Source organism: Rothia sp. 88186D007BW, assembly GCF_053544215.1.
This window is the reverse complement of sequence record NZ_JBPPTR010000013.1, coordinates 15878-32981: the sequence shown is the minus strand read 5'-3', so window position 1 is coordinate 32981 and position 17104 is coordinate 15878. Positions and strand designations below refer to the sequence as shown.

Genomic DNA, 17104 nt, shown 5'->3' with positions numbered 1-17104 from the left:
AGGGTTTCGGTCTGAGCTGACAGAGACAGAAGGCTAAAGCCCAACCAGCAGCAGGGCCCCTAGCGCCAGTCTTGGTCAATCACTGATATACCGCCCCACGCTAGACGGAAGACCGAACGCTCAGCTGTTTTGAGCTGCTGAGCTGAGGCTCCGGTGCCAATGACCATACGGGCGGCAGACTGCGTCATTCCTGTGAGCATGCGGGCCGTCATTAGAGCCTCTTCTGTGGGCATACCCGCCTCAGGTGCCAGCACCTCAGCAATGCGCTGGGCCAGGGTATTGAGCATCTCATCAGTGCGTTCTTGTACCGCATAATCGTTACGAATATCGGATTCAAAGATGAGCCGGTAGCCAGCCACATTCTTGCGGGCAAAACTGAAGAAAGCACCGATGACCCCCTGCACCCGTTCACGGTTAACCTCAGTGGCATAGAGAGGGTGCAACAACTGGTTCATGAGGGTCTTGATTTGTTCATCAAGCACAGCCAGGTAGAGGTCGCGTTTGCCGGTGAAGTGCTGGTAGAGCACCGGTTTAGTCACCTGCGAGGCTGCGGCAATATGGTCCATGGTGGTGGCGTGATAGCCCTGGGCTGCGAAAACACGCACGGCGTTTCCGATGAGTTGTTGGCGGCGTAGCTCTTTGGGTAGACGGCTAGCACCTGAGGGGTCGATGGAGTCATCATTACTGGCGGGGTGGGGTGCACCTAGCGTAGTAGTCATTTACGGCCGGACCTTTGGGACGGTGAGCGGACGGGGGCACGGCAGTTTGGGTGCCGCTTACCTAGGAGGCGTCAGTTTGGGGTTCAGCCTCTTCGGAGGTCTCTTGCACCTCGATACCATAGAGGGCCTTGAGGGCCGCTACATAATCATCCACCCGCCCTTGACGCGCCATATCACGGGCGCGGACGGTCGGGGTGTGCAAGAGGGACTTGACCATGCGGCGCATTGCCAGTTCAAGCTGTTCAGTTGCTGCGGTGCACCCGTACTGGTTATGCACCTTAGCTAGCTCGGCATCGAGCACGCTCATGGTGTGTTGTCTCAGAGCAACAATAGCAGCGTCCACGCTCCGAGCTTTCTCCTTGATGGAGAACTCTGCGGCGGCCTCGTCCACAATTGTGCGGGCAGTGTGGACAGATTCCACAGTCTCTTGAGGGGCCGCAAGACGCACCGATTCGAGGGTGATCAGTTCTACCTCTGGTAAGTCTGCTACCTCAGGAGCGAAGTCACGGGAGAGTGCCAAATCAAGAATGACGCGCTTCCCCTCAGGGATTTCGATAGGCAACATGGGAGAGGCCCCGCCAGAACAGCCGATAATAATGTCCGCGGAGGCCATGTACTTATGAAGGTCCCCATGGGGGACGGCCTGCACCCCGCGTTTGTCGGCAAAAAAGGCTGCACGATTTGAACGAGAATAAATCCAAATATCGGTCGTACCGCGCCCATGCAAGGCAGCTACAGCCGCACCAGCATAGGCCCCAGTACCAAAGACAAGAACCCGGCGCTCCTCCCAGCTCTTCTCTGCAATATCATCAGCCATATCAAGGGCCACAGACACAATAGAACGACCCCGCGAACCAAGCATGGTCCGCTGACCAACTCTGCGAGCCGTTTGCGCCCCATACTCAAAAAGGCGCACCAGATTGCCAGTAGCCCGCCCCCGCTGCTGGGAGAGAGCTAGAGCCCGGCGCACCTGGCCGGTAATTTCGCGCTCGCCCACAACGGCTGACTCCAGGCCTGAAGCTACGGTAAAAAGATGGTGGGCGGCGTCGGTATTAACAAGCACATCGAAGCTGTTTTCTACCAGGTCGTAGGAGAGCCCGGAGCCAAGAGAAATAGAGTCAAAAATGTGTTCTGCGGCGGTGGCAACATCGTTGGCGATATTCTGGTCGGTAGCTCCGGGTCTGCTGGGAATTTCTGCGTAAAGTTCTAGCCGGTTGCAGGTAGACAAAATCACCTCACCACGGATACCGGTGCGCTCAAGGTCCCGGTGAATCTTCTCAACGCCTTCGCTGAGATGGGCCACAGTGGTGAGGTCGACAGAGCGATGCGATGCAACAAGGCTAAAAATAGTCACGACGACACTATTATAGACAGCTCCCTCACCGCAGCTAGTGACAAGGTGTCTCCAAAGTTGTGCCTTAAACTTGGCAGAATGGTGTATATGAGTCAGACCGTGCCATCAGCGCTACGTCAGCGCCCCTTGCTCACCGACGAGCAACTTGCCCATCTGCCCGCATCCCACCCCCTCAAAACAGCCGGAACCGGTGAATCAGCCATGATCCGCACCCTCACCGGGCGCCAGGCCGAGCACGCCCCGGTCTGGTTCATGCGTCAGGCAGGGCGCTCCCTGCCCGAATACCGCCAGGTGCGTGAAGGTATCCCCATGCTGGACTCCTGCCTGAACCCCCAACTGGCCGCAGAAATCACCCTCCAACCGGTACGCCGCCACAAGGTAGATGCCGCTATCTTCTTCTCAGACATCGTCATCCCCATGAAGCTAGCAGGGGTAGGGGTAGATATTGTGCCCGGTCGCGGCCCCGTGCTGGAGGCTCCAGTCCGCACCCTAGAAGACATCAAGAACCTGCCCGAACTTGAAGACTGCGCCCTTGACCCGATCCGAGAAGCCGTAGCTTTGACCGTCGAAAAGCTGGGCTCCACCCCGCTAATTGGTTTTGCCGGTGCCCCCTTCACCGTAGCGGCCTACATGGTAGAAGGCGGCCCCTCACGCGACCACCTGCGTCCGCGCACCATGATGCACGCAGACCCCCACGCCTGGGAAGCCCTAGGTGCCTGGGCAGCAAGAACCTCAGCCCAATTCCTTGCCGCCCAAATCGAGGCAGGGGCATCAGCCGTGCAACTTTTTGACTCCTGGGCCGGCTCCCTAGGGGAGGCCGACTACCGCCGCTTTGTCATGCCCCACTCGGCAGCCACCCTGGCAGCCGTTGAACACTACGGTGTGCCCCGCATCCACTTTGGTACCGGCACCGCCGAACTACTGCCTGCCATGCTAGAAGCCGGGGCCGACGTCATCGGTGTCGACTACCGCCTGCCTCTCTCCCAAGCCCAAGAACGCCTAGGCGGCGGCATCGTGCTCCAAGGCAATATCGACCCGGCCCTCCTGGCCTCTGGCTGGGAAGCCCTCACCGCCCACACCGACGCCGTCATCGACGAAGGACGCAGCGCCCCAGCTCACGTGGTAAACCTAGGGCACGGGGTGCCCCCCACCACCGACCCCACCGTCCTGACCCGCCTGGTCGACTACATCCACTCATCAACCCGCAAAGGCTAGGTAGAAAGAAGCCCATGGCACCAAACCAGCACCTACGAAACACCGCCCTGGTCATTGGCGGCGGTATCTCAGGCCTACTCGCAGCCCGCGAACTGGCCCGCGCCGGGAAAAAAGTTACCCTAGTTGAGCGAGAAGACCACCTAGGAGGTGCCGTAGGCGCCCACCAGCTAGCTGGGCTAGTTCTGGACTCCGGCGCTGAATCCTTCGCCACCCGCACCGATGCGGTGCGCAACCTCCTGACCGACCTAGGACTAGCAGAACGCATCGTCACCCCCCAACCGCTAGGCTCCTGGCTCTACCTACCCACCGGCCCCTTCCCCTCACCCTCCACCGGTGTGATGGGCATTCCCGGTAATCTTGAAGACCCAACCCTCAAACAAATCCTCGGCCGGGCAGGCTACCACCGGGCCAAGCTTGACGCCATGCTACCCCGCTCAGTAGGGGCCAACGCCACCACCCTCGGCGAACTGGTGCGGGTCCGACTAGGGCAGCAGGTCCTAGACCAGCTCGTTGCTCCCGTGGTCTCCGGGGTGCACTCTGTTCACCCCGACCAGCTAGAAGTAGCTACCATCGCCCCCGGCCTGCTCACCGGCCTACAAGAACTCGGCTCCCTCACCGCAGCGAGCGCCCGCATGCGGGCAGCCTCACCGGCCGGTTCCCAGGTCGCCGGAATCGAAGGCGGCATGAACCAGCTCTCCAAGGCCCTGGTCGATGACCTACTGCGCCAGCGGGTGCGCATCGTCAGCGGATTCGACACCATCGCCGTTGACCGGGACCCCGTCTCAGGCGGCTGGACCGCCATCCAACGCCAGCCCGAATACGGCGAAAAATCAGCCATTATCCGCGGCGAACTGCTGGTCATTGCCACCGACGCCCAGACCTCCATCCGCCTGCTAGGCCCCCACCTACCGGCCTCCGCCCTGCCCGCTGTCGCCCCCGGCCCCGAAGTTGCCCTCGTATCCCTGGTGCTTGACCAGCCGGCACTCGATGCCGCCCCGCGCGGCACCGGCCTGCTTGTGAGTGAAGCTGCCACCGGCGTCCGCGCCAAGGCCCTGACCCACGCCACCGCCAAATGGGCCTGGGTCGCCGACGAAGCAGGAGAAGGACGCCACGTGGTGCGCCTCTCCTACGGGCGCGGCAAGGAACACGACACCTCACCCCTGTCAGAGCTGGCCCTGCACGATGATCAACTAGTCACCCTGGCCCTGCATGATGCAGCCCACCTGCTGGGTGTACCCATTAGCGAAGAGCACCTGGTGGCAGCGGATGTAGTGCGCTGGCAAAGCGCCATGCCCTCCACCACCCCAGGGCACAAGAGCCGCGTCACCGCCTTCCGGGCAGCTCTTACCCAACTGCCTGCAGCCACTGCGGTTGGCGCCTGGATCGCCGGGACCGGCCTAGCCGCTGTCACCGTAGATACCCAGAAGCACATCGGCGACTTCCTGCAGAAAAACAGTGAGGCACAGGAAAACAGTGAGGCACAGGAAAACAGCGGGGAGCCCAGCTCCTCTCCAGCTCACTAAGCAGGCACACTCAGCAGATTCACTACCCGCCCCCACCCTCCACGAAAGGTATCCCCCATGTCACACCACGGTAACCCCGAAGAACAGGCCCACAACCTCAACACCCACGGCAGCGCAGGCCACGGCGCAGCTGACCACGCAGCGCCTGCCCCCGGCGCCTACCCCCACGGTGCAGCTAGCCACAGTGCACATGGTCATGGTGGCCGCCCCTCCATGCCCACTGCCAAAGATGCCACCGGCCGTATCCAAGGCCAGCGCCCCGGCGAAGTAGCCGAAGGCGACAGCCAGTTCCACTACGCCCTCTACACCGTCTTCGCCCGCCAAGGGGCAGCCGACCCCGCAGCCACCAGCGCCGAAGCCACCGCAGAACTTGAAACCCTGGTTGCTGACCTCAAGGCTAAGGGCGTCACCACCCGCGGCTTCTACGACGTCTCAGCCATGCGCAACGACGCAGACGTGATGGTCTGGGTCCACGGTGCCGTCCCCGAAGACCTCCAGTCCGCTATCCGCAGCTTCCGCCGCACCACAGCCCTCTCCGGCACCAAGATTGTCTGGTCTACCATGGGCGTACACCGCGACGCCGAATTCTCCGCCGGTCACACCCCCAGCTTCGCCAAGGGCATCGACCCTGAACAATGGGTCTGCGTCTACCCCTTCGTGCGCTCCTACGACTGGTACACCATCAACCCCGAAAAGCGCCGCGAAATCATGAAGAACCACGGCATCAAGGGCATTGACTTCCCCCAGGTGCTACCCAACACCATTGCCGCCTTCGGTCTCAACGACTATGAGTGGCTCATTGCCCTCGAAGCCCCCGAACTGGTGCTGATAGTAGATATCATGCGCTCCTTCCGCAACACCGAAGCCCGCCACTTCGTGCGCGAAGAAATTCCCTTCTACACCGGCCGCCGCATCCCCGCAGAACAGGTCGCCCAGGTGATTGCCTAATGCCAGAACCCCTGCCCCGGAACATCATCCCCAACCAAACCGACCCGGCCAACACCGCCACCAACGGCCCGGCCACCCTCGATGAGACCACCATCGGCACCTACACCAGCGAGCGCACCCTCACCCGCCCCCGGGCCTCCGCCCCGCAGGACTACGACCTGGTGATTCTCTCCTCCTTTGGTGGGCCCGAAGGGCAGGAGGACGTTATCCCCTTCTTACGCAACGTCACTGCCGGGCGCGGCATACCCGATGAGCGCCTGGAAGAAGTTGCCACCCACTACCGGGCCAATGGTGGTGTTTCACCCATCAACGCCCAAAACCGTGCCCTGCTTACTGCCTTGCGCCAGGCTATGGCCGAGAAAGGCCCGGCAGTTGATATAACCTGGGCTAATCGCAACTGGGCGCCCTACGTTAATGATGTAGTCAAGCAGGCCTACGATGAGGGCAAGCGGAAGATTCTGGTGCTGGCTACTAGCGCCTACCCCGGCTATTCGTCCTGCCGCCAGTACCGTGAAGATTATGGTCTGGCCCTGGCCGAGCTGGGGTTAGAGGGCAAACTGCAGATTGATAAGATCCGCCCCTACTGGGATACTCCTGGCTTTATCACTCCCTTTGTTGAGGGCCTGGTGCAGGGCCTGGCGGAGGTGCGCGCCCAGCTTGCCGCCTCTCAGCAGCAGGCTGCGGGGGAGGGAAAAATTCGCATCATGTTCTGCACCCACTCGATACCTACCAGTGCCGCCAATGAGGCAGGGCCCGGCGGTGTTGACTATGAGGGGGGCTCTGCCTATGTGGAAAAGCACCTGGAGGCAGCCCGTGCCGTCCTGGCCGGGGTAGAGGCTATAGACCCTACCGTGCTGGATGGGGTCGATTGGGAGCTGGTCTACCAGTCCCGCTCTGGCCCGCCGAGTATGCCCTGGCTGGAACCAGATGTTAACGATGCCCTGGAAGCACTTCAAGGCGCTGTTGATGGTGTGGTGCTTGTGCCCCTGGGTTTTGTCTCAGACCACATGGAAGTTGTGTGGGATTTAGATACCGAAGCCCTAAATACCTGCAAGCGCCTGGGCTTAGCCGCACGACGCACTCCCACCCCTGGTACGCACCCTGCCTATGTTGAGGGCTTGCGCCAGCTCATTGCTGAACGTGTGGTCTCCACTGCTCCTGCCCAGGATCTTGAGGGCGTGCAAGCAGCCCGCCAGTCTCTCTGCGGTGGGCCGGGGTGGTTCGATGCCTGCGACCCTGACTGTTGTAAGCCCCGCCGCCCTGGCACTGATAAGCCAGTGATTGCCGAATTCTAGGAAAGGACGCCCCTTGGCAGCTCGAACATTTACCGTAGGTACGCGCGGGTCGGCCCTTGCAACCACCCAGACGAACTGGGCTGTGCAGCGTATACGTGAGGCCACCGGGATTGGGTTAGAGATTCTTACCGTCAAAACTGAGGGGGATGTGCTCGCTGGCCCCCTGTCTCAGTTGGGCGGCACCGGTGTGTTTGCTGCGACCTTGCGGGCGCGCCTGCTAGATGGGGGAGTGGATGTGGCTGTGCACTCGCTCAAAGATTTACCCAGCGCACCCTGCCCTGGCCTGACGGTGGCTGCAACCCCGCAGCGGGAGGACCCGAGGGATGCCCTTTGCGCCCGTGATGGTCTGACCCTCGATACTCTGCCTACTGGGGCTAGGGTGGGGACGGGCTCTCCGCGCCGGGCAGCTCAGCTGTTGGCTCTGCGCCCAGATCTTACCCTGGTTGATATTCGCGGCAACGTGGGTACCCGCCTGGCCCGGGTGGCCGGCAACGAACACTACGGGGTGGGGGCACACGGTCTGCACGGGGAGAAGAAACTGGGTGCTATCACCGGCGACTGTGATGCTGTGGTGCTAGCTGCTGCTGGGTTACACCGCCTGGGGCTTGGCGAAACCATTACCGAGTATGTGAGTGTTGAGAGGGTTGTTCCGGCTCCTGGCCAGGGGGCTCTTGCTCTTGAAATCCGTTCGGAGGACGCCGCTGAAGACTCAGAGCTGGGGCAGGCTGTAGCTGCTATCAACCACACCGAAACCCTGCTTACTGTGACCGCAGAACGGGCCTTGCTGCGTCGTCTTGAAGCAGGCTGCGCCGCCCCCATTGGTGCCTACGCCCAGGTGCAGGCCGGTCAGCTGGTTCTGACTGTTGCTGTGGCGCACCCTGATGGTACTGGGCTCTTGCGGCATACTGTGCAAACTGAAACCCTGTCGGTAGAGTCTGCTGCCTTCTTGGGCACCCAGGCCGCCGATGACCTACTGGCTATGGGTGCTGCTGCCTTGGCCGATGTGAAAGGCGGTGCCTAAAAGCTATGAGCACCTATCTGATAACTCGCACCCCGGCTAAGGCTGCTGCCCTCACCTGCGCCATCGCAGAGAAGGACGCCACCGCCCGCTTCCTTTATGCCCCCGTCCTTGAGGCTGTGGGTAGCGCACCAGATGACTGGGAGGAAGTGGCCTTCGCTCTGATCCGTGGAGAATTTTCTTGGGTTACGTTCACTTCGGTGAACGGGGTGTTAGGGCTTGAAGCCCTGGCTCAGGGGCTAGGGCAAAGCCTGGTGGAGTTGCTGGGGGCTGCCCAGATTGCTGCTGTCGGCCAGGCTACTGAAGCGGCTCTGATGGAAAGGGGCCTTATGGTCGATTTTGTGCCCAGTAACCAGTCGGCAGCCGGTATGGTCGAAGAGTGGCTCATTGATGAAGAATGGGATGACCCCATGAGCGAAACTATTCTGGCTGTTCAGGGAACCACTGCCTCATCTACCCTGGAAGAGGGGCTCACCGACTACGGTTATACCGTAGCTACCTTGCCGGTCTATGACATGGTGCCCTACCCGGCAGAAAATCCTCTCAGTACCCACCTACCCGCTGATCCGAAAACCTCAACCGGCCCGAAAATCTCTACCGCCGCGAACACCTCTACCGCCTCTACCCTCACCCTGGGGGAGGCTGTAACCGCTCTGGCTAGCACTGACGTCCTGATTGCCACCTCGCCCCTGCTGCTCAGAACCCTGGCAGAAGACGCCGAACGGCCTTTGCCCCCAACGGTTGTCATTGGGGCCAGTACCGAAGCTGCCGCCCGTAGCCTCCCTGAGGCGCAGCGCCCTGCCACCATCAGCCTAGCTGCCAGCCCCGCCCCGGCAGACCTAGCCGCTGCCGCCTTAGCCCTCTAAGCTGTAAAGATCCCCTACCTGCCCAAGGAAGACCATGTTTGAACCTTCTGCCCTGCCTGTGCGGCCCCGCCGGCTGCGCACCACCGGCCCCATGCGCGCCCTGACCGCTGAAACCTCCCTGACTCCAGCTAACCTGGTGCAGGTGCTCTTCGTCCGTGATGGGATTGATGAGCCTGTGGCCATTGAATCCATGCCCGGCCAGTACCAGCACACCCTGGAGACCGTCCTTGAGCAAGTGCAGAAAGCCGTGGACGCTGGCGTGCGCTGTATCGACCTTTTCGGGGTGCCATGCGATGAAGATAAGGACGCTACCGGCTCAGCAGCCTGGGACGATAAGGGCATTCTCAACCGGGCTATCCGGGCTGTGCGAGAGCGTTTTGGTAACTCGGTGGTTATCATGGCCGATACCTGCCTGGATGAATTTACCGACCACGGCCACTGCGGCCCCCTGACCGAGGACGCCTTCGGCACCACCATCGTCGATAATGACGCCGCCGTGGAGTCCTACTGCAAGATGGCTCTCTCCCAGGCTAGGGCCGGTGCCCACACCATTAGCCCCTCCGGTATGATGGATGGCCAAATCGGGGCCCTGCGTGCGGCCCTTGACCAGGCAGGTTTCACTGATGTTTCTATCATGGCCTACTCCGCCAAGTACGCCTCAGCCTTCTTCGGGCCCTTCCGTGATGCGGTTGGTTCCACCTTCACCGGCGACCGCAAAACCTACCAGCAGGACCCGGCCAACCGCCGTGAATCCCTCTACGAGGTGCAGCTCGATATTGAGCAGGGCGCCGATATGGTCATGGTCAAGCCTGCCACCGCCTACCTTGATATTGTGCGTGAAGTCGCCGATTTCTCGCCTGTCCCCGTGGCCGCCTACCATGTCTCAGGCGAGTACGCCATGATTGAGGCTGCTGCTGCCGCCGGTTGGATTGACCGTAAGGCGGTAGCCCTCGAAGCGCTCATGGGTATCCGCCGGGCAGGTGCCTCCATCATCTTGACCTACTACGCTACCGAAGCTGCCACCTGGCTGAACGAAAGGTAACCCTGTGACTGTCTCAGAAGACCTCTTTGCCCGCTCTACCCGCGTCATCCCTGGCGGTGTTAACTCGCCGGTGCGTGCCTTCAACTCCGTTGGCGGCACTCCTGCCTTCATGGTAGAAGCCTCCGGCCCCTACCTGACGGACGCCGATGGCCACAACTACGTCGATTTGGTCTGCTCTTGGGGCCCTGCCCTGCTGGGGCACAAGCACACCGGCGTCATTGAAGCCGTACATGCGGCGGTGGAGCACGGCCTGTCCTTTGGCGCTTCGACTGCCGCGGAAACTGAGCTAGCTGAACTTGTGGTTGACCGTATCAATGCCGTCTTCCCTGGAACCATTGACCAGATTCGTATGGTTTCTACGGGCACTGAGGCGACCATGACCGCCATCCGTCTAGCCCGCGGCTACACTGGCCGCGACAAAATCATTAAATTTGCTGGCTGCTACCACGGCCACGTTGATGCCCTGCTCTCAGAAGCTGGCTCCGGTGTTGCCACCCTGGCCTTACCCGGCTCTGCGGGCGTCACCGCAGCTACTGCCGCTGAAACTATCGTGCTGCCCTATAACGATGAGGACGCCGTCCGCGCAGCTTTTGCCGCCAACCCCGGCGACATTGCCGCCATCATCACCGAAGCCGCCCCCTGCAACATGGGTGTTGTGACCCCGGCAGAAGGCTTCAACGCCTTCTTACGCGAGATTACCCGGGCAGAAGGTGCCCTCATGATTTTTGATGAAGTGCTGACCGGCTTCCGCGTCTCACCGGCAGGCTACTGGGGCTACAGCGCCCCGGCAGAAGGCAACTGGGCCCCGGACATTTTCACCTTCGGCAAGGTCATTGGCGGGGGGATGCCCATGGCGGCCCTGGGCGGTAAGCGCGAGATTATGGAGTACCTTGCTCCGCTGGGCCCGGTCTACCAGGCAGGAACTCTCTCTGGTAACCCCATCGCTATGGCTGCTGGCCTAGCCACCCTCAAGGCCGCAGATGCCACCGTCTACCAGAGCATCGATGCCCGCTCAAACCAGCTACAGGCTGCCCTGACCGAAGCCCTGACCGCAGCCGGGGTCAACCACTCCATCCAAAGAGCAGGTAACCTCTTCTCCCTGGCCTTTGGCACCGCAGAGAAGGGCGTGCACAACTATGACGATATTAAGGCATCAGAAACCTACCGCTACAATGCCTTCTTCCACTCCATGCTGAACTCCGGCATCTACCTGCCCCCTAGCGCCTTTGAGGCCTGGTTCCTCTCAGCAGCCCACGATGACGCAGCCATGGACCGCATTATCTCAGCCCTACCCGATGCCGCTAGCGCAGCAGCCCAGGCAGAAGCCTAAGGCCCACCTAGCCTATCCCGGTTGTCCACCAGCTAGCAGATAAGCCTAAGGCCCTAACAAAAAGGTGCCCCACCCTCCCGTGAAGGAGGGTGGGGCACCTAGCTTTTAGGCGGCGTCCTTACCTCAACCGGCCCTGAGAGAGGGAGGAAAGAACCTGAGTATCACGGTCATAGAGCCAATCTTTATCCATCAGCAAACGAGAAAGAGCCAAGCCCATGCCCAGGGCCGCAAAAATCAGCAGAACCTGAACAAAAATAGCCAAAGCCTCTGCAACATTCCCATTCGAAAAATGCGCCATGGACATATAAAACATGACACCGGGAATCATCGTCACCGTGGCAGGAACCGCCAAAGACACCCGAGAGATACGGTGCTTCAACGCCATGGCCACCAGCTCCGCACCCACCCCGGCACTCAAGGCAGCAAGAGCAATCGCCAGGTGCGGGGCCCAACCGTGCTCCACCAGCAGCAAACGCCCAGGGTTCACCACAGCCGCAATAGCACCAGCCCACATGCAAGAGGCAGGGGTAGCCGAAAAGAGCATGGCAAAACCAAAAGCGGCGGTAAAAGAGGACAGCACCCACAAACCCAGCAAAAGGCCAGAGGCTATCTGCGGCACCGGGGCCTGTTCCAGAGGAAGAGAAAAAACAAAAGACGTGAGCCAGACAGCAAAAGACGCACTAGCTAAGAGCACCGCCACATAGGCCAGCCGGGCAATACCCGACCCGAAATCCATACGGGAAATCTCTAACATACCCGTCACCAGCGGGAACCCCGGCACCAGGTACAAGACCGACGAAATGAAACCCACCAAGTGGTTATCAGCAACAAGCTCAGCCGCTACCAAAGAATTAATAACACCAACATAGATACCTGCTGATAAGAAGCCACACAGCATCCACACCACCATGTGGTTCAGGCCCCGGTGAGCCAGCGTAGAACGCAAGAACTGGCCCGCAAAAGCAGCCAACAAAACCACAGAACATTCAATAACGCCCCCACGATTCAAAAAGGCAAAGGCCGCACAAGCGCAGGCAGCAGCCAGAGCCAAAAGCCACGGAGCGTAGAGGGGCTTGGCTTTCTCAATCTGCGTCAAAGCGGCAGAAGCCTGGGCTGGGTCAATCCGCTCAGGCAAAGACGAGACAAAATCAGAGAGCAAATCAATCTTGTAGGCAGAAATACCCTTAATACGGGTCTCCGCGATCTCAGTACGAAAATTTCCCTGCGTATAAGCAGTAGTCGAAACTTCCGTAAAATGCACCTGAGCATGGTGCTCATCAAGGCCCACTGCCTTAGCCAACCGGGCCATAGAAACCTTCACACGGTAGGCGCTAGCACCAGATTTCATCAGAAGCAGCCCCAACTTCAGCACAACTGCTGACTGGTCCACCAGCTGTTGGTGCTGGGCACGAGTAGAGCCAAGATAGATGCTATTAGTGGGCGGGGCGGGCTCGTTCACGATCGTCCTTGTGCTTGAAATGTATCTGCCGTTCTCTAATCTAATAGAGGTGGGGCAGAAAAAGGAACTAGCAGCTACTCTAGCTGGTGCGAACCGGCCATTCCCCACTGATATCTGCCTGCTTGCCAATGCGATTGAAGTAGTCCTGCAACTCAGCGGCCTGCTCAGCCGCCCATCTTATCTGCTGCTGGTGCAAGGCAGTAGCAGGCTGCTCGATCTCTTCGTACTCCAAGCTCATAGCCGTCAGTAGACGCTCAGCGGCCAGAGCATCGTCCTTAGATGTGTGGGCGTTCTCTAGCTCCACACCGTATTCGCTAGAAAGCACCTCAAGGGTGCGCTTACCCTTCTTAAACTTATGCACATGCTTATTAATGACCAAGGGGTCAAGCACCGGGTAGCAGCTCAGAGGCGGGAAACCATGGCGAGCCAACTCAAAATGCAGCACCGAAAAATCGTAGGCAGCGTTAAAAGCAATCACCGGCACACCATCAGCAAAGAGCCCACCTAGAGCCATGGCAAGTTCGTAGGCTACCTGCTGGGCAGGCTTACCGTGCTCCCGGGCGTACTCGGTGGTGATACCGTGAATAGCGGAGGCCTGCTCCGGGATCTCAACCCCAGGGTCAGCTAACCACTCACCGGCACGCAAGACCTCACCGTCCGGAGAAACCAAGACCAAGGAGGCTGTGACGATGCGGGCAGTTTTAGGGTCTATGCCGGTGGTTTCGAGGTCGAAAGTAGCACGGGGAAGCTCGGTCCATGAAGTCATACCTTCGATAGTAGCCATAGAACCGGCGGCACAATAATATTTGAGACAAGTGGCGCTCAGGCTCTTAAAATGTCAGCCACCTATGATGGACTATGAAACACAGGCAGAACCTTGAACACACACGATGGGGAGTGCACCATGGCACAGGAGCAGACAGACACCCAGAGCCACACCTTGCTCTTAGGCGCACCCGGCAGCGGTAAAACCCAGGCCCTACTCACAGCAGCCACCCACTTTATCGAACAGGGTAGCGACCCCGCCCGGCTCCTGGTCCTGACCCCATCTCGCATCAGCGCAACCCGTTTCCGCCAAGCACTCTCAGCCCGCATCACCGCAACCGTCTCAACCGCCCCGGTGCGCGCCTGGCAAGCCTACGCCTTTGACCTGCTCAGACGAGCCCACCTAGAAGGCTACCTACCCCACCTAGATTTCACCCCCAAACTGCTCTCTGGCCCTGAGCAGGACGTCCTGATCAAAGAACTACTCGATGGGCACCACAAGGGCCACGGCTCTAGCATCCTCTGGCCCAACGACCTAGACCAAGCCATAGAAACCCGCGGCTTTCGCCATGAAGTGCGAGACTTCTTCGACCGCATAGCCGAATACGACCTCACCGCCTCAGCAGTTGCCGACCTAGCCCAAGCCCATAACCGCCCCGAATGGCAGGCCCTAGCTAGGCTCTACACCGAATACCGTCAAGTGCGAGCCCTACGCGCACCCCACGCCTTTGACCCCGCCGCCCTCATCCACGAGGCCACCAAAACCCTACTAGCCCACCCAGATTTACTCAGAGCCGAACGGGCCCGCTTCGATCTGGTACTCATCGACGACGTCCAAGAACTTACCCCCTCCATCTACCGGCTACTGGCCGTTCTCATCGGCAGGTCAGCAGAATACCTAAAAACCACAGCCAGCAACTCCCTCACCCTCCAGAGCGCAGAAGAAACCTCAAACCTAGAGGGCCTTCTCTCACAAGGCCCAGCCAGCATTATCACCTGCTGCACAGACACCGTCGTGCAGGGCTTCCGTGGCGCTAGCCCCCACCTTGCTACCAGCCTGCCCGATATCTTCCCCACTCTCATCACCAAGAACCTAACCACCAGTTGGCGCATGGCACCGGTTATCGCCGCCCGCTGGGCAGAACTAGCCTCCCGCCTGCCCGCTGTGCCCCGGGCAGCCCACCACCGCCTCCTGACCCCCGCCCCGCACGAACCCAGCGAAGAAGCCCTACTGCCCCTGGGAGACGACGGCGCCCTGCTCAACCCCCACAAAGCAGAAGGCGCAGAGGCAGAGGTGCTGGGCCTGCTCGTAGAAACCCCCCAACAGGAGAACCAGCTACTAGCTCAAATGATCCTGGAAGACCACCTCTACCGGGGCAGGGCCTACCGCCGCAACGCCATTATCGTGCGCAACGGCTCAGACGTCACCCGGCTCAAACGAGCCCTCATCAACCTGGGCCTACCCGTACAAACAGCAGCCTCTATCACCCCTGTCCGTGACGAGCCCGCCGTGCGCCCCTTCCTCGACGCCCTAGGGCTGATCCTGCACACCCGCCGCCTACGAGCCAGCGACCAGGAGACAAGCACCTGGGGGCTGGGCGCTGAGACCGCAGTTTCCCTACTCACCTCCCGCTTGGGCGGGGCCTCCACCATGGATGTACGCCGCCTACGCCAGCGCCTGCGCGCTGAAGAACTCCGAGCCGGAGGAACCCGAGACAGCGACGCCCTGCTCGTTGAAGCCCTCATCACCCCCCAACTACTGCCCACCGGAGAAAGCAGCGCCGCCGCCCGCCGCCTAGGCCGAGTACTCACCGCCGGAGACAAAGCACTCGACCAGCCCGGAGCCACCGCAGAAACCGTGCTCTGGGCCCTCTGGGAAGCCTCAGAACTAGCCCCCCTCTGGAAATCCCAATCCCTCTCAGGGGGTGCAGGAGCTGACCGCGCCGGGCGAGACATCGACGCCATGATCGGCCTATTTGAAGCAGCAGAGCGCTACACCGACCAAATGCCAGGAGCCACCGCCGAACAATTCTTGGCCTACATCGACGCCCAAGACCTACCCATGGACACCCTGGCAGAACGCACCAACTACCGGGACGCCGTAGAAATCATGACCCCCGCCCTAGCCGCAGGCAGAGAATGGGACACCGTCTACATCGCCGGCCTACAAGATGGCACCTGGCCTAACACCACCGTCCGCGGCTCCCTGCTCGGCACCCTAGACTTGGTGGACGCTATCACCGGGCGCCTACCAAGCAACAGCCAAAATACTCGCAGCGCCACCGGCTACTCTCTGCTAGAACGCCTACGCGCTAACCGCTTCGATGAGTTCCGCATGTTCGCCACCGCCACCTCCCGCGCCCGCACCCGAGTAGTCTGCACCGCTGTTTCATCTACCGACCAGGCCCCCAGCGAACTCCTTGACATCTTCGCCCCTGCCCCCGGCGGGGAGCGCCCCCTCACAGAAGTACGCCGCCCCATGACCCTGCGCTCGCTGATCGCTGAGCTGCGACAGTGGGCAGAAGCTCAACATCTTTCACCGCAGAAGGCGGACGCCGCCGCCCGCCTACTGGGGCGCCTTGCCGACCCGGGCCAAACCTCACATCTGAGCCTGCCTGGTGCTCACCCCAGCTCCTGGTGGGGTCTGTTGCCGCTCTCGTCTCAGGCTCCGGCCTTTGAGGGGCAAGGGCCTATCCCGGTCTCGCCCTCTCAGATCGAAAAGATTCACCGCTCACCCTTGGACTGGTTCGTTGCAGCTTCTCGCGCCGAAGCTGCAACTGATGCCTCCCGGTCACTGGGTACACTGATTCACGCTATTTGTGAAGATATGCCTGAAGGCAAGGGCACCGACCTGCGCGATGAACTGCACCGCCGCCTACCGCAACTTGGCCTACCCGATACCTGGGAGACCCAGAAGACTATCGAGCGGGCCGAGAAAATGATTCAAAAGTTTGCCGACTATGTGCGTGACCTCAAAGGTAAAGGGCGGTCCTTGGTCGGGGTTGAAGGGTCCTTTAGTGTGCTGGTGCCAGGCCCAGCCAAGGACGCCCTCCTCTCAGGTCGAGTAGACCGAATTGAGGTAGACCAGGTGGGGCGGTTCATCATCATTGACCTCAAAACCGGTAAGAGTAAGCCCACTCAAGCCGACCTTGAACAGCATCCCCAGCTCGCTGCCTACCAGGTTGCCCTGGAAGCTGGGGCCGGGGCCCTTATGAAACAAGCCCTAGACTATGAGGCCCTTCACCAAGAGGGCCAAGGGGAAGTGAAGAAGCCTCACCCGCCCCAGGTGCCGGTACTTGATGGGCTTCATGAACTCTCCGGTGGTGCCCTGCTCCTACAGGTGGGTGGATCCACCAAGAGCTATTCAGAGCAGGAACAGGCCCCCCTGAGTGCTGAGAGCACCTGGGCTGTTGAGCTGATTAACCGGGCTGCTGAACTCATTGCGGGGGAGCACCTGCAAGCTCGGCATACGGCAGGTGGTGCCTTTGGGGTCGGGTGTGCTCTGCCCGATATTTGCCCCATCTGCTCACGAGGCCGAGCTATCACCGTCCGCCCCGCCCAGTAAGGGAG

13 protein-coding genes are annotated in these 17104 nt (G+C 60.6%); 9 read left to right on the top strand and 4 right to left on the bottom strand.

Annotated elements, in window-relative coordinates:
* Positions 1-59: 59 nt before the first annotated feature.
* Both ACEE09_RS08185 and ACEE09_RS08180 read right to left on the bottom strand, forming a co-directional pair.
* Positions 60-719 carry a TetR/AcrR family transcriptional regulator gene (locus ACEE09_RS08185; RefSeq protein WP_449083721.1) on the bottom strand — a complete coding sequence of 220 codons (660 nt, stop codon included), beginning with the start codon at positions 717-719 and terminating at the stop codon, positions 60-62.
* 61 nt (positions 720-780) lie between these two features.
* Positions 781-2073 carry a glutamyl-tRNA reductase gene (locus ACEE09_RS08180; protein WP_449083719.1) on the bottom strand — a complete coding sequence of 431 codons (1293 nt, stop codon included), beginning with the start codon at positions 2071-2073 and terminating at the stop codon, positions 781-783.
* Positions 2074-2160: 87 nt separating this feature from the next.
* On the opposite strand from ACEE09_RS08180, the gene hemE reads away from it, so the two are divergent.
* The 8 genes from hemE (at position 2161) to hemL (ending at position 11310) form a co-directional block, all read left to right on the top strand.
* Positions 2161-3288, top strand: coding sequence for a uroporphyrinogen decarboxylase (gene hemE, locus ACEE09_RS08175; protein WP_449083717.1), 1128 nt, complete (start codon positions 2161-2163; stop codon positions 3286-3288).
* 14 nt (positions 3289-3302) lie between these two features.
* Positions 3303-4811 (top strand): protoporphyrinogen oxidase, encoded by a 1509-nt coding sequence (hemG, locus tag ACEE09_RS08170; protein ID WP_449083715.1) that lies wholly within the window; start codon positions 3303-3305, stop codon positions 4809-4811.
* Between the two features lie 213 nt (positions 4812-5024).
* Positions 5025-5759, top strand: a complete 735-nt coding sequence (gene hemQ, locus ACEE09_RS08165; protein WP_449083772.1) for a hydrogen peroxide-dependent heme synthase — start codon at positions 5025-5027, stop codon at positions 5757-5759.
* Positions 5759-7054: a ferrochelatase gene (locus ACEE09_RS08160; RefSeq protein ID WP_449083713.1), complete on the top strand. Its 1296-nt coding sequence runs from the start codon at positions 5759-5761 to the stop codon at positions 7052-7054. Before hemQ ends, ACEE09_RS08160 begins: the two co-directional genes overlap by 1 nt.
* Before the next feature lie 13 nt (positions 7055-7067).
* A complete protein-coding gene (gene hemC / locus ACEE09_RS08155) occupies positions 7068-8075 on the top strand; it encodes a hydroxymethylbilane synthase (protein WP_449083711.1) in 1008 nt (335 codons plus the stop codon).
* Positions 8076-8080: 5 nt separating this feature from the next.
* Positions 8081-8938: a uroporphyrinogen-III synthase gene (locus ACEE09_RS08150; RefSeq protein WP_449083709.1), complete on the top strand. Its 858-nt coding sequence runs from the start codon at positions 8081-8083 to the stop codon at positions 8936-8938.
* 34 nt (positions 8939-8972) lie between these two features.
* Entirely contained in the window at positions 8973-9980 is a 1008-nt protein-coding gene (hemB, locus tag ACEE09_RS08145) for a porphobilinogen synthase (protein ID WP_449083707.1), read from the top strand.
* A 4-nt stretch (positions 9981-9984) separates the two neighbouring features.
* A complete protein-coding gene (gene hemL / locus ACEE09_RS08140; protein WP_449083706.1) occupies positions 9985-11310 on the top strand; it encodes a glutamate-1-semialdehyde 2,1-aminomutase in 1326 nt (441 codons plus the stop codon).
* A 118-nt stretch (positions 11311-11428) separates the two neighbouring features.
* Here hemL and ACEE09_RS08135 read toward each other — a convergent pair whose 3' ends face one another.
* Complete coding sequence (locus ACEE09_RS08135) at positions 11429-12769, bottom strand: threonine/serine ThrE exporter family protein (RefSeq protein WP_449083704.1); 1341 nt, start codon at positions 12767-12769, stop codon at positions 11429-11431.
* Between the two features lie 79 nt (positions 12770-12848).
* A complete protein-coding gene (locus ACEE09_RS08130; protein ID WP_449083702.1) occupies positions 12849-13535 on the bottom strand; it encodes an exonuclease domain-containing protein in 687 nt (228 codons plus the stop codon).
* A gap of 138 nt (positions 13536-13673) precedes the next feature.
* On the opposite strand from ACEE09_RS08130, the gene ACEE09_RS08125 reads away from it, so the two are divergent.
* Positions 13674-17099, top strand: a complete 3426-nt coding sequence (locus ACEE09_RS08125; RefSeq protein WP_449083700.1) for an ATP-dependent helicase — start codon at positions 13674-13676, stop codon at positions 17097-17099.
* Positions 17100-17104 lie beyond the last annotated feature (5 nt).